The organism is Agromyces ramosus, from assembly GCF_004216665.1.
Classification (GTDB): Bacteria; Actinomycetota; Actinomycetes; order Actinomycetales; family Microbacteriaceae; genus Agromyces; species Agromyces ramosus.
Window position 1 is genome coordinate 797,160 of record NZ_SGWY01000001.1, and the last position, 12,307, is coordinate 809,466.

General features: G+C 69.4%; 15 protein-coding genes. 13 read left to right on the plus strand and 2 right to left on the minus strand.

Going from position 1 to position 12,307, the window contains the following annotated elements; translation table 11 throughout:
• Positions 1 to 119 precede the first annotated feature (119 nt).
• Positions 120 to 1,097: an NAD(P)/FAD-dependent oxidoreductase gene (locus EV187_RS03670; RefSeq protein ID WP_130351641.1), complete on the minus strand. Its 978-nt coding sequence runs from the start codon at positions 1,095 to 1,097 to the stop codon at positions 120 to 122.
• 69 nt (positions 1,098 to 1,166) lie between these two features.
• Here EV187_RS03670 and EV187_RS03675 point away from each other — a divergent pair, with 69 nt between their 5' ends.
• From EV187_RS03675 to EV187_RS03725, 12 genes are all read left to right on the plus strand, one after another.
• A complete protein-coding gene (locus EV187_RS03675) occupies positions 1,167 to 1,733 on the plus strand; it encodes a helix-turn-helix domain-containing protein (RefSeq protein ID WP_130351642.1) in 567 nt (188 codons plus the stop codon).
• A gap of 157 nt (positions 1,734 to 1,890) precedes the next feature.
• The gene (locus EV187_RS03680; protein WP_130351643.1) at positions 1,891 to 2,496 is read left to right on the plus strand and encodes a dihydrofolate reductase family protein; all 606 of its coding nucleotides are present in this window, start codon (positions 1,891 to 1,893) and stop codon (positions 2,494 to 2,496) included.
• Between the two features lie 51 nt (positions 2,497 to 2,547).
• On the plus strand, positions 2,548 to 2,877 hold the full coding sequence (locus tag EV187_RS03685; protein WP_130351644.1) for a YciI family protein: 330 nt from the start codon (positions 2,548 to 2,550) through the stop codon (positions 2,875 to 2,877).
• 92 nt (positions 2,878 to 2,969) lie between these two features.
• A complete protein-coding gene (locus EV187_RS03690; RefSeq protein WP_130351645.1) occupies positions 2,970 to 3,545 on the plus strand; it encodes a dienelactone hydrolase family protein in 576 nt (191 codons plus the stop codon).
• 67 nt (positions 3,546 to 3,612) lie between these two features.
• Complete coding sequence (locus EV187_RS18845; RefSeq protein WP_278038649.1) at positions 3,613 to 3,747, plus strand: hypothetical protein; 135 nt, start codon at positions 3,613 to 3,615, stop codon at positions 3,745 to 3,747.
• A 266-nt stretch (positions 3,748 to 4,013) separates the two neighbouring features.
• Positions 4,014 to 4,367 carry a PadR family transcriptional regulator gene (locus EV187_RS03695; protein WP_130351646.1) on the plus strand — a complete coding sequence of 118 codons (354 nt, stop codon included), beginning with the start codon at positions 4,014 to 4,016 and terminating at the stop codon, positions 4,365 to 4,367.
• Between the two features lie 2 nt (positions 4,368 to 4,369).
• The gene (locus EV187_RS03700) at positions 4,370 to 4,744 is read left to right on the plus strand and encodes a DUF1048 domain-containing protein (RefSeq protein WP_130351647.1); all 375 of its coding nucleotides are present in this window, start codon (positions 4,370 to 4,372) and stop codon (positions 4,742 to 4,744) included.
• Positions 4,741 to 5,562, plus strand: coding sequence for an ABC transporter ATP-binding protein (locus EV187_RS03705; protein WP_130351648.1), 822 nt, complete (start codon positions 4,741 to 4,743; stop codon positions 5,560 to 5,562). Before EV187_RS03700 ends, EV187_RS03705 begins: the two co-directional genes overlap by 4 nt.
• On the plus strand, positions 5,559 to 6,323 hold the full coding sequence (locus tag EV187_RS03710) for an ABC transporter permease (protein ID WP_130351649.1): 765 nt from the start codon (positions 5,559 to 5,561) through the stop codon (positions 6,321 to 6,323). Before EV187_RS03705 ends, EV187_RS03710 begins: the two co-directional genes overlap by 4 nt.
• A 189-nt stretch (positions 6,324 to 6,512) precedes the next feature.
• Positions 6,513 to 7,034 carry an SCP2 sterol-binding domain-containing protein gene (locus tag EV187_RS03715; RefSeq protein ID WP_130351650.1) on the plus strand — a complete coding sequence of 174 codons (522 nt, stop codon included), beginning with the start codon at positions 6,513 to 6,515 and terminating at the stop codon, positions 7,032 to 7,034.
• Complete coding sequence (locus EV187_RS03720; RefSeq protein ID WP_130351651.1) at positions 7,031 to 9,082, plus strand: amylo-alpha-1,6-glucosidase; 2,052 nt, start codon at positions 7,031 to 7,033, stop codon at positions 9,080 to 9,082. The genes EV187_RS03715 and EV187_RS03720 overlap by 4 nt, the downstream gene beginning before the upstream one ends.
• A 40-nt stretch (positions 9,083 to 9,122) precedes the next feature.
• The gene (locus tag EV187_RS03725; RefSeq protein WP_130351652.1) at positions 9,123 to 11,168 is read left to right on the plus strand and encodes an acyl-CoA dehydrogenase family protein; all 2,046 of its coding nucleotides are present in this window, start codon (positions 9,123 to 9,125) and stop codon (positions 11,166 to 11,168) included.
• 27 nt (positions 11,169 to 11,195) lie between these two features.
• Here EV187_RS03725 and EV187_RS03730 read toward each other — a convergent pair whose 3' ends face one another.
• Complete coding sequence (locus EV187_RS03730; RefSeq protein WP_130351653.1) at positions 11,196 to 11,648, minus strand: GNAT family N-acetyltransferase; 453 nt, start codon at positions 11,646 to 11,648, stop codon at positions 11,196 to 11,198.
• A gap of 228 nt (positions 11,649 to 11,876) precedes the next feature.
• Here EV187_RS03730 and EV187_RS03735 point away from each other — a divergent pair, with 228 nt between their 5' ends.
• Positions 11,877 to 12,299 (plus strand): acyl-CoA thioesterase, encoded by a 423-nt coding sequence (locus tag EV187_RS03735; protein ID WP_165391097.1) that lies wholly within the window; start codon positions 11,877 to 11,879, stop codon positions 12,297 to 12,299.
• The last annotated feature ends 8 nt before the right edge of the window (positions 12,300 to 12,307 follow it).

The following is a 12,307-nucleotide window of genomic DNA, read 5'->3' on the forward strand; positions in this document are numbered from 1 at the left end:
TGCCAGGTGTTGAGCCACACGGTTCCCGCTCGGAACCCGGGGAGGACGTCCGCATCCTCTTCGAGGAGATCACCGCTGATCACCTGGCGAACGGCGGCGTTCTCGCCAGCGAGGACGCGTCACGTGCGAGCGTGGTGGCGAAACTGGGAACGGGCGCCTGACGGCGACTTCCGCCCATGGGCGCCGGCGATGTCGTCGGCGACGAGATCGGCATTCACGGCGCCGGCCACGAGCGAGCCGAGACCCAGGGAGACGGAGACGTTGGCGCGCGCGTTCACGACGTTTCCGACCGCCCACACTCCGGGAACGGACGTGCGCCCGTCTTCGTCGATGTCGACCCAGGGTCCGAGGGGGCCTTCCGTCGTCGTCGCTCCGAGCGAACGCAGGAGTGCGTCGCGCGGCCGAGGGGTGGGCCCGGTGAAGACCACCCCCACGGCGATCACACGTCCACCGACCTCCACGCCGGTCACTCGGTCATCGTCGACGCGGAGCCCCGTGACCGGGCCGGATTCGAACCGGATGCCGCGGCGCACGAGCGCGTCCATCTCATCGGCCGCGGGCTCGCCGGTCGCGTTCGCGAAGTAGACGACGCGGTCGGACCACTGCCGCAGCAGCTGCGCCTGATCGACGCTCCGGGGCGAGGTCGCGACGACGCCGATGACATCATCGCGGTGCTCCCAGCCATCGCAGTAGGGGCAGACGACGACTCCTCGCCCCCACTGCTCGCGGAGCCCCGGGATGTCCGGCAGGTCGTCGGCGAGGCCGGTCGCAACCAGCAGGCGTCGAGCGCGGATGGTCTCGTTCGCGGTCTCGACCTCGACGACGGCGCCGTCTGCTCGCGCCGCCGTCACCTCGCCGTGGATGAGACGCACGCCGTATCCCGCAACCTCCTTCCGTCCGAGCTCGAGGAGCCGGAGCGGCGAGAGTCCGTCGTGGCCGAGGACCCCGTGCATGTGCGGAGCGGTCATGTTCCTGGGCTCGCCCGCGTCGACGACGACAACCCGTCGGCGCGCTCGGCCGAGTGAGAGCGCGGCGCTGAGGCCGGCCGGCCCGCCGCCCACGACGACGACATCGGTGAGTTCCCGTCCATTGCCCATGCGGTTCATGCTGGTGCCGCGGGCAGGTCGGTGGCAATATCAGTTGCTGGAATGGCAACGAGGTGGACCATGGCGAATCACGACGAGTTGGCCGGCATCGGCGACCGCCTGCGTGCGATCCGCGAGGCCCGCGGAATGACCCTGCGGGCCGTCAGCGAGGCCAGCGGCATCTCGATCAGCACGCTGTCGCGGCTCGAATCGGGCTCCCGGCGAGCGCAGCTCGACCTGCTCCTGCCCCTCGCGCGGCTCTATCGCCTGCCCTTGGACGACCTGGTCGGAGCCCCCGCCCTGGGCGATCCGCGCATTCACCCGCGTCCGCGATTGCGGGACGGCGTCGTGACGGTGCCGCTCTCCGGGGGTGCGGGCTCGTGGGAGGCGTTCAAGCAGGTGCATCCGCCATCGCCCGAGAAGCCCATTCGACAGTGGGTGCATCCCGGGTGGGATTGGATCTACGTGATCTCGGGGCGCATGCGGCTGCTGCTCGCCGACGACGACCTCATCATCGAGGCGGGCGAGGCCGCCGAGTTCGATACCCGGGTGCCACACGGATTCGGCAATCCCGGCCCCGACGCACTCGAGGTGCTCTGCCTCTTCAATGCGCAAGGTGCGCGGGTGCACACTCGTACATCTGCGTGAACCCGAGAACCAGAGAGCCGACACCGCGGATGCCGCGCCGCCCGCGGCATCCGTGCCCGTTGACAATTTCGCTCGACGGTGTCGGATCTCGGCGAGGCTGTTCGTAGCAGGGGTGAGAGGTCGCCCGCGAGGGGCGCCCCGAGGAGGGACCACGATCATGAAGCTGATCACCAACACCCAGATCACCGTCGACGGGGTCATGCAGGCGAACGGTGGGAACAATCCGGAGTTCGACCCGGGATTCGACCGCGGCGGGTGGGCCCTGCCGCTCGGGGAGGCGGAGTCGGAGACCTACATCGGCGACTACTACCAGCGGGCCGACGCGTTCCTGTTCGGCCGGCGCACCTATGAACTGTTCGCCGGCTATTGGGGCGGCGTGCGCCGAGACGATGTCGATGATCCGTTCGTCAGCTCCTTGAACTCGCGCCCGAAGTTCGTCGCATCGAACACGATCACCCACCCGGAGTGGACGGACACGACCGTGCTCTCCGGAGACCTCGAGTCGGCCATCCGCGAGTTGAAGGCCGAGCCGGGCGGCGAGCTGCAGGTGCACGGGAGCGGCCAGCTGATCCGGTGGCTGCTCGAACACGAGCTCGTCGACGAGATGACGCTGATCGTCTTCCCCGTGATCGTCGGCGGCGGCACGCGGCTGTTCCCCGAGCAGGGCAGGGACTTCGCCCTCGACCTGCTCGAATCGCGCACGTTCCCGACGGGCATCACGGTGCAGACCTACCGGCCGACCGGGCGACCGCAGTATGCGTAGCAGGCGGCGCACGTGCAGTATGGCCCTGAACCACGTCCCCGGAGGTGTGAGATGCAATACCTGGTTTCCGTGATCGACGACCGGACCAACTCCGGCACGCCCGAGGAGATGCGGGCGATCGACGACTTCAACGACCGCCTCCGGGCGGGTGGCCACTGGGTGTTCGCGGCCGGCCTCGCCGACCCGAGCACGGCGACCGTCATCGACGGCCGCGGCGAGGAGCCGCTGTTCACCGACGGGCCGTTCATCGAGTCGAAGGAGCACATGGCCGGCTTCTGGATCATCGACGCTCCCGACCTCGACGTCGCGCTCGCGCTCATGGCCGACGGGTCGAAGGCCTGCAACCGGCGGCTGGAGGTGCGCCCGTTCCTCGTCGTGTGAGCCCGGGTCCGATTCGCCTGCTCGACATGTCCGGGTCGAGCGAGTAGTTTTCGATCGGAATCGGAGACCGAGCTGCGGACGAGGGGATCACGATGGCCGAGGTACTGCTCTTCCACCACGCGCTCGGCCCCAATGCGGGGTTGGACGCCTTCGCGGACGAACTGCGTCAGGCGGGCCACACCGTGCACACGCCCGACCTGTTCGAGGGGCGGACCTTCGGCTCGATCGAGGACGGTGTCGGGTACGCCCGCGAGGTGGGCTGGGACGAGATCATGGCGCGCGGCGAGCGCGCGGCCGAGGCGCTGTCGAACGAGCTCGTCTACGGAGGCTTCTCGCTCGGAGTCGTGCCGGCGCAGAAGCTCGCGCAGACCCGCCCGGGCGCAGCGGGCGCGTTGTTCTTCTCCTCCTGCCTCCCCGTCTCGGAGTTCGGGGCGTGGCCGGCCGGCGTCCCGGTGCAGATCCACGGGGCGGACGCCGATCCGTACTTCATGGACGAGGGTGACGTGGATGCCGCCCGGGAGCTGGTCGACACGGCCGATGACGCTGAGCTCTTCCTGTACCCCGGCGACCAGCATTACTTCGCTGACTCCAGCCTCCCGAGCTACGACGCCGACGCGACACGGCTCCTCACGGATCGCGTGCTCGCGTTCCTCGCGCGGATCGGCTGACGCCCGGCGACACTGAGCCCCGCCGCCACTGCGCCGTGGGCGACGACACGCTGGTGATCGTCGGCGTATGGAAGTCCGCGGACGCGCTGCGATCGCGCCTCGAGTCAGGCGAATTCCGGCGCTGCGGGATGCCGGCTTTCCCTCCATCGACGATGCGGACATCACCATCATTCGTCTGCACGTCGTCGAGCCGCCGTTCTGATCGGCACCGCACCCGAGGGGTGGGTCACGGCATCCGGACCGGGCTGCACATCGGACGCCTCGGCGGCGTCGCAGCGCGTCGTTCGTCGGCCGGTCGATTCGTGAATGCCCGCGCCTCATCGGCATGGCACCGTCGCCACGTGCGGGGCTCCTGGGCGGGATGCATCCGGTGTCGAAAGAATTTGCTATTCAGTCTTGCTATCTACCGGTACTCCGTCTTACTATCTAGTAGTACCCAGTGACACCGAGTAGTGAAAGGAGGCACTCATGGGAAAGCAGATGACGGAGATGCTCAAGGGCACGTTGGAAGGCATCGTGCTCGCGCTCCTCGCGGTGCAGCCGGCCTACGGCTACGAGATCACCGCACGGCTGCGAGAGCAGGGCTTCAGCGACATCGTCGAGGGCACCGTGTACGCGCTGCTCGTTCGCGTCGAGCAGCGAGGCCTCGTCGACGTGGCGAAGGTCCCGTCCGAGAAGGGCCCGCCCCGCAAGGTCTACTCGCTCAACGCGCAGGGACGCGAGTACCTCGACGAGTTCTGGAAGTCCTGGGGCTTCCTCGCAGAACGGATCGGGCAGCTCCACGACCACACCGAACACCAGCAGGAACAAGGAGAGAACTAGTCATGGCCGCCAAGTGGATCGAGGCCCTCACGGGGTCGCTCGAGCAGAAGAAGCAGTACCGGCAGTACAAGGCCCGCATCGAGGCCCTCCCCGAGCCGTATCGCGCCGCCGCGAAGGCGTTCGAGCGGTACCTCATGTACAACGGCGGAATCACCGACGGTGACGCCGAGATGATGATCACGATGCTCGGCGACTTCGCCGATCTCTGGGAGCGCGCGGCCGCGGACGGGACGCCGATCAGCGCGATCGTCGGCGAGGACCCGGTCGAGTTCGCCGATGCGTTCGCGGAGGCATATGCCGGCAAGCGCTGGATCGACAAGGAGCGCGCCCGCCTGACCAAGGCGGTCGACGACGCCAAGCGAGAGGAGCAGAAATGACCACCGAATCCGCGATCCGAGTGCAGGGCATCGAGAAGTCCTTCAAGGACCTGCACGTGCTGCGAGGCGTCGACTTCGACGTGACGCCCGGAAGCATCTTCGCCCTGCTCGGCTCGAACGGAGCGGGCAAGACCACGCTCGTCCGGATCCTCTCGACGCTGCTGAAGGCCGACGCGGGCTCCGCGACGGTGCACGGCTTCGACGTCGCCGGACAGCCCGCTGACGTGCGCGAGTCGATCAGCCTGACCGGCCAGTTCGCCGCGGTCGACGAGGTGCTCACCGGACGCGAGAACCTCGTGCTGATCGCGAAGCTCCGTCACCTGAAGAACCCGGGCGCGATCGCCGACGACCTGCTCGCTCGCTTCTCGCTCACCGAAGCCGGCAACCGCAAGGCGTCGACGTACTCGGGCGGCATGCGTCGCCGGCTCGACATCGCGATGAGCCTGATCGGCAACCCGCCGATCATCTTCCTCGACGAGCCCACCACCGGCCTCGATCCGCAGGCGCGCATCGAAGTGTGGCAGACGGTCAAGGGACTCGCCGAGGGTGGCACGAGCGTGCTGCTGACCACCCAGTACCTCGACGAGGCCGAACAACTCGCCGACCGCATCGCGATCCTGCACAAGGGCACGATCATCCGGAACGGCACCCTGGCAGAACTCAAGCAACTGCTCCCGGCCGCCAAGGTCGAGTACGTCGAGAAGCAGCCCTCGCTCGAAGAGGTCTTCCTCGCGCTCGTCGGCGACACCGGCGACACCGACGCCGCCGACGACGACCGCACCGCCGGCTCCGTCCCGGCAGGAAAGGAACAACGATGACCACCCACGTCCTCGGCGACACCGGCGTCCTCACCGGCCGATCGCTGACCCACATCCTCCGCAGCCCCGACACGATCATCACCACCGCGGTCACCCCGATCGCGCTGATGCTCCTGTTCACCTACGTGCTGGGCGGGGCGATCAACACCGGATCCGACGAGTCGTACATCGACTACATGCTCCCCGGCATCCTGCTCATCACGATCGCGTCGGGCATCGCGTACACCGCGTACCGGCTGTTCCTCGACATGCAGGGAGGCATCTTCGAACGCTTCCAGTCCATGCCGATCGCGCGGTCGAGCGTGCTCTGGGCGCACGTGCTCACCTCCGTGGTCGCGAACCTAGTGTCGATCGCGATCGTGATCGGCGTCGCGCTGATCATGGGGTTCCGCACCGGGGCATCTGTGCTGGTCTGGCTCGCGGTCGCCGGGATCCTGATCCTGTTCACCCTGGCCCTGACGTGGCTGGCCGTGATCGCCGGGCTCTCGGCGAAGACGGTCGACGGCGCGAGCGCGTTCAGCTACCCGCTGATCTTCCTGCCGTTCATCAGCTCGGCGTTCGTGCCCACCGACTCGATGCCCGCCCCGGTCGCGTGGTTCGCCGAGAACCAGCCCGTGACCTCGATCGTCGACACCATGCGGGCGCTGTTCGCGGGACAGCCCGTCGGCAGCGACATCTGGATCGCCCTCGGCTGGCTCGTCGGCATCCTCGTCGTCGCCTACGGCTTCGCCATCGCGATCTACCGCCGCAAGATGAACTGAGCAGGCGCACCACCCCCGCCCGACGCAGCGTGAACGCCCCGCGACCGTGAACCCACGGACGCGGGGCGTTCCGCGTGCCCGGCCACGCGGCGACCGTCGACTCACCGATGCACGACCTGCTCGATGACCGGCACCGCAAGCCCATGGTCGCTCGTCCACGGCGCACCATAGGATGACGCCGAGGACCTGATGAAGTCATCGACCGCTGCGTTCTTCGACGAGATCGGCCGGCGCGGGCATGAGCCGCTGCTGGAGCGGGTCACTGCGTCGGTTCGGTTCGACGTGGGCGACGAGGCATCCGTCGAGCATCGGCTGCTGCGCATCGATCGCGGCGACATCCGGATCACGTCGGAGGACGTGCCGGCGGACTGCACGGTCACCATCGGCGACGAGCTGCTCGACGAGATCATCCACGGCCGCACCGGCGCCATGCCGGCGTTCCTGCGCGGTGCGCTCCTCGTCGAGGGCAACCCCGAGGTGCTCGTGCTCGTGCAGCGGCTCTTCCCCGGGCACCCGGCGCGCGTGACGGGCGCTGAGGCCGCCGACCTGGCGGGCGCCGACACCGAGAGCGCCGAAACGGCGAGCACAGCGAGCACGACGAGCGCAGCGAGCACGACGAGCACAGCGAGCACAGCGAGCACGGCGAGCACGGCGAGCACTCCGAGCGACGCCGGCCGCGAGGCATCCGGAACCGGAGGACCGCCGCAATGACCGACGAGCTCATCCGCATCCTCGACGGCAACACCTTCGTGGTGAGCGACCGCCGAGGCGACATCGCGGCGACGGCCACCGACCCCACCGGCTTCTTCTCGTTCGACACGCGGTTCCTGTCGCGGTGGGTGCTCACGGTCGACGACGAGCCGCTGACCTCGCTGTCGACCGACGACCTGCATTACTTCGAGAGCCGGTTCTTCCTCGTGCCGGGCGCCGGAACGGTGTACATCGACGCCAAGCTGACGGTGATCCGCCAGCGGGTCGTCGAGAGCGGCTTCCGCGAGCAGCTGACGCTCCTGAACCATGACGACACGTCGATCGACGTGAGGGTGCGGATCGACGCCGGGTGCGACTTCGCCGACCTGTTCGAGGTGAAGGACGCCCTGCAGAAGAAGGGCACGACCGCGGCGCGGATCGAGAACGGATGCCTCGTGCTGGCGTACGAGCGCGACACCTTCCGCCGCACCACCACCATCTCCTCGACCGAACCGGCCGACCTCGACGAGCGAGGACTCGGCTTCGCCGTGCGCATCCAGCCCCATGGCTCGTGGACCACCGAGCTCCGGGTCGTGCCGACGGTGCTCGGGCCAGACGACCTGCCCCTCGTTCCGAGGCCGGCCCTCGCGACGCCGCCACTGCGGAACATGCTCCAGGACCTCGACGAGTGGATCGAGCGCGCCCCGAAGCTGGTCAGCGACAACGACTCGCTCACGGCGACCTACCATCGCAGCCTCGTCGACCTCGCGGCCCTGCGCTTCTCGCCGATCATCGCCGGCACCCGGAGCCTTCCCGCCGCCGGGCTGCCCTGGTTCATGACGATGTTCGGCCGGGACAGCATCCTTACGAGCCTGCAGGCGCTGCCCTTCGCCGCCGAGCTCGCCGCGACGACGCTGCGGGTGCTCGGCACCTGGCAGGGCACGCGCGTCGACGACTTCCGCGACGAGGACCCCGGCCGCATCCTGCACGAGATGCGCTACGGGGAGATGACGGCGTTCGAGGAGCGGCCGCACTCCCCCTACTTCGGCAGCGCGGACGCCACGCCCCTCTTCGTCGTGCTCCTCGACGAGTACGAGCGATGGACCGGCGACGCCGACCTGGTGCGCGGCCTCGAGCAGGAGGCCCGCGCCGCGCTGCGCTGGATCGACGCCTACGCGAACCTGCAGGGGAACGGCTACGTCGCCTATCGGCGGCGCAACGTCGAGACCGGCCTCGAGAACCAGTGCTGGAAGGACTCGTGGGACTCGATCTCCTATCACGACGGCCGTCTGCCGGGGTTCCCGCGCGCCACGTGCGAGCTGCAGGGGTACGCCTACGACGCGAAGCGGCGAGGGGCGCGGCTGGCCCGCGAGTTCTGGAACGATCCCGCCTATGCCGATGAACTCGAAGCGGATGCGGCTGCGCTGAAGTCGCGGTTCAACCGCGACTTCTGGGTCGACGACGGGCAGTACTACGCCCTCGCCCTCGACGCCGACGGCGCCCAGGTCGACGCGCTCTCGTCGAACATCGGCCACCTCCTCTGGAGCGGCATCGTCGACGACGACAAGGCGCCGGCGATCGCCGAGCACCTGCTCGGACCGCGCCTCTTCTCGGGCTGGGGCGTCCGCACCCTGGCCGACGGCGAGGCACGCTACAACCCCATCGGCTACCACGTGGGCACCGTCTGGCCGTTCGACAACTCGTTCATCGCGTGGGGCCTGCGCCGCTACGGATTCAAGGAGGAGGCCGCCCGCGTGGCCGCCGGCATCCTCGAGGCCGCGGAGTTCTTCGCCGGCCGGCTGCCCGAGGCGTTCGGCGGGTACGAGCGCGACCTGACCCGGTATCCGGTGCAGTACCCCACCGCGTGCAGCCCCCAGGCTTGGTCCACCGGGGCGCCGCTGCTGCTCCTGCGCACGATGCTCGGACTCGAGCCGACCGGCGAGCACCTGGTGGTGGATCCCGCGGTGCCGGTCGGCACCGGTCGCATCGAGCTGCTCGACATCCCGGGTCGCTGGGGACACATCGACGCGTTCGGTCGGGGGCTCGTGGACGTGGGCCACGGACGATGACCCGACCGCGCGCACGCCGGCCGGCGACATCCAGCCGGTCATGGCCGTGTCCGCCCTGCGGCGGCGTAGATTGGGCCCGAACGAGGAGGTTCGCGTGAGCGCTATCCGTGAGTCCACCGTCTCCGAGGGCGAGGTGCCCGCATCGCCGCACGTCGACGAGCAGCAGTCGCGGGCCGTCGCCGAGGCCGCGCGCGAGCAGGAGTGGCGGAAGCCGAGCTTCGCCAAGGGCCTCTACCTGGGGCAGTTCGACCTCTCGCTGATCCACCCGCACCCTCGGCCGGCCGCCGAGCGACGCGAACGCGGTGAGCGCTTCATGACCGACCTCGAGGCGTTCCTGCGCACCGTCGACGGAGCGCAGATCGAACGCGAGGCGCGCATCCCCGACGAGGTCTACCAAGGCCTCGCCGAGCTCGGCTGCTTCGGCATGAAGATCCCCGTCCAGTACGGCGGCCTCGGGCTCGGGCAGTACTACTACAACCACGCTCTGACGATGATCGGCACCGTGAATGCCGCCATCGTCGCGCTGCTCTCGGCGCACCAGTCGGTCGGACTGCCCGAGCCGCTCGTGCTGGCGGGGACCGAGGAGCAGAAGCGCCAGTACCTGCCGCGCTGCGCGACGGGCGCCATCAGCGCCTTCCTGCTCACGGAGCCCGAGGTCGGCTCCGACCCGGCGCGGCTGCGGGCGACCGCGGTGCCGAGCGAGGACGGCTCCGAGTACGTGCTCGACGGCACCAAGCTCTGGACCACGAACGGGGTCGTCGCAGAGCTGCTGGTCGTCATGGCCCGCGTGCCACGGTCACATGGGGAGGGGGCCGACGACCACCGCGGCGGCATCAGCGCCTTCATCGTCGAAGCGGATGCCCCGGGCATCACCGTGCACCGCCGGAACGCCTTCATGGGGTTGCGCGGCCTCGAGAACGGACTGACCTCGCTGCGGAACGTGCGGGTGCCGCGGGAGAACCTCATCGGCCAGGAGGGCGAGGGACTCAAGATCGCGCTGACCACGCTCAACGCCGGTCGCCTGGCGATCCCCGCGATCTGCGCGGGTGCCGGCAAGTGGAGCCTCAAGATCGCCCGGGAGTGGTCGAACGCACGCGTGCAGTGGGGAAAGCCGATCGGCGAGCACGCCGCCGTCGCGCACAAGGTCTCGTTCATCGCCGCGACCACGTTCGCACTGGAGGCGGTCGTCGACCTGTCGGGCGTGCTCAGCGACGAGGGCCGCAAGGACATCCGCATCGAGGCGGCGCTCGCCAAGCTGTGGGCGTCGGAGATGGGCTGGCGGATCGCCGACGAGCTCGTCCAGATCCGCGGCGGACGGGGGTTCGAGACGGCCGCGTCGCTCGCGGCTCGCGGCGAGCGGGCGGTGCCCGCCGAGCAGACGCTCCGGGACCTCCGCATCAACCGCATCTTCGAGGGTTCGAGCGAGATCATGCGGCTGCTCATCGCACGCGAGGCCGTCGATGCGCACCTGAAGGCGGCGGGCGACCTGATCGACCCGCACCAGGACCTCGCCGGCAAGCTCAAGGCCGCCGTCTCGGCCAGTGGCTTCTACGCCCGCTGGTTGCCGCAACTCGTCGCCGGCAAGGGCGACCTGCCCACGGCGTTCGACGAGTTCGGCGCACTCGCGCCGCACCTGCGCTACGTCGAGCGCACGAGTCGCAAGCTCGCGCGCGAGACCTTCTACGGCATGGCCCGGTGGCAGGGCGGGCTCGAGCGCAAGCAGGGCTTCCTCGCCCGCGTCGTCGACATCGGCGCCGAGCTGTTCGCGGTGTCGGCCTCGTGCGTGCGCGCGGCGATGATCGCCGCCGACACGCCGGAGCAGGGCAAGGCCGCGTTCCAGCTCGCCGCCACGTTCGCCGAGCAGTCGCGACACCGCACCGAGCGACTCCTCGACGAGCTCTGGCGCAACACGGATGCCGCGGACGAACGCCTCGCCGACCGCGTGCTCGACGGCCGCTACACGTGGCTCGAGGAGGGCATCATCGACGTGAGCGAGGGCACCGGTCCGTGGATCACCGAGGAGATTCCCGCCGACGCCGCGGAGAACGTCGCGCGACGCGTCATGCGGCCGACGACGGAGACGTAAGCTCGCCGTCGTCTTCCCGAGGCGCCCTCAGCGGCCGGGCTGCTGCGAGTCGATGAGATCGGCGTACTGCGGGTTGCCCCGCATGAACGCTGCGACGACCGGGCACAGCACGGTGACCGTGCGGCCTCGTTCGCGGATGTCGTCGAGCGCGTCGGCGATGAGATCCGTGGCGATGCCGCGTCCGCGGAACTCGGGGACGACGGTGGTCGTGAGCACCACTACCCGGCCGTCCTCCTCGTCGTATCGGAGGTTCGCCACCTCCAGGCCGTCGATCGTGGCGGCGTAGACGCCTCGGTCATCGAGGCGGTGCACCTCGATCTCCGACTCGGCATCCGCCGACGGCCGGTCGACCGCGCGAAGCGCGTCGGCCGTCACCTCGTCGACGAGCGCCGCGTTGCCCTCATCGAGGAATCCGGTGCCGTCGGGATACCCGGCGCGGTCGGGATACTCGATCGGTGCGGCATCATCCCCTGTGCTCATCGAAACCCCTCCTCCGGCTGCGACCGAGCTGACCCGGCCGTCCTGACGCGGCTGCGCTGACGCGGCCGTCCTGATGCGACCGAGTCTGCCATGAGCGTCGACCGGGCACACGTTGATGTCGTGACGACCGTGCCGCATCGGCGTAGCGTGTTCCGCGACGCGGTCGAGCGAGCATCCGGCACCGATGACGGACCCCGCGAGCCGCACCGACGGGAGCGAGGAGCGAGGATGACGAGCAGGCCGGTCGTCTACGAGACCACGCACCGCATCGCCTTCTCCGAGCTCGATCCGTTCCAGCACGTGAGCACCGGCAACTACGCCCGGTACTTCACCGACCACCGCATGGAGGGGCTGGCGAAGTACGCCGGCTGGGACCTCCCCACGCTCGGCACGCTCGGCTTCATGACGTGGATCCGGCGCATGGAGATCGACTTCATCAGGCCGGTGAACGCCGACCAGGAGATCACGATCACGTCGTTCGTGCGCGAGTTCCGCGGCCCCGACGCGATGATCGAGTGCACGATGACGGATGCCGCGGGCACCACGGTCGCGACGTGCCTCATGGTCGTGGCGCACGTCGACGCCCGCACGCGGCGGGCCACCGACTGGCCCGCCGAGCACGCGGCGCTGTTCTTCGAGCCCGAGGACTGACCGAGCAC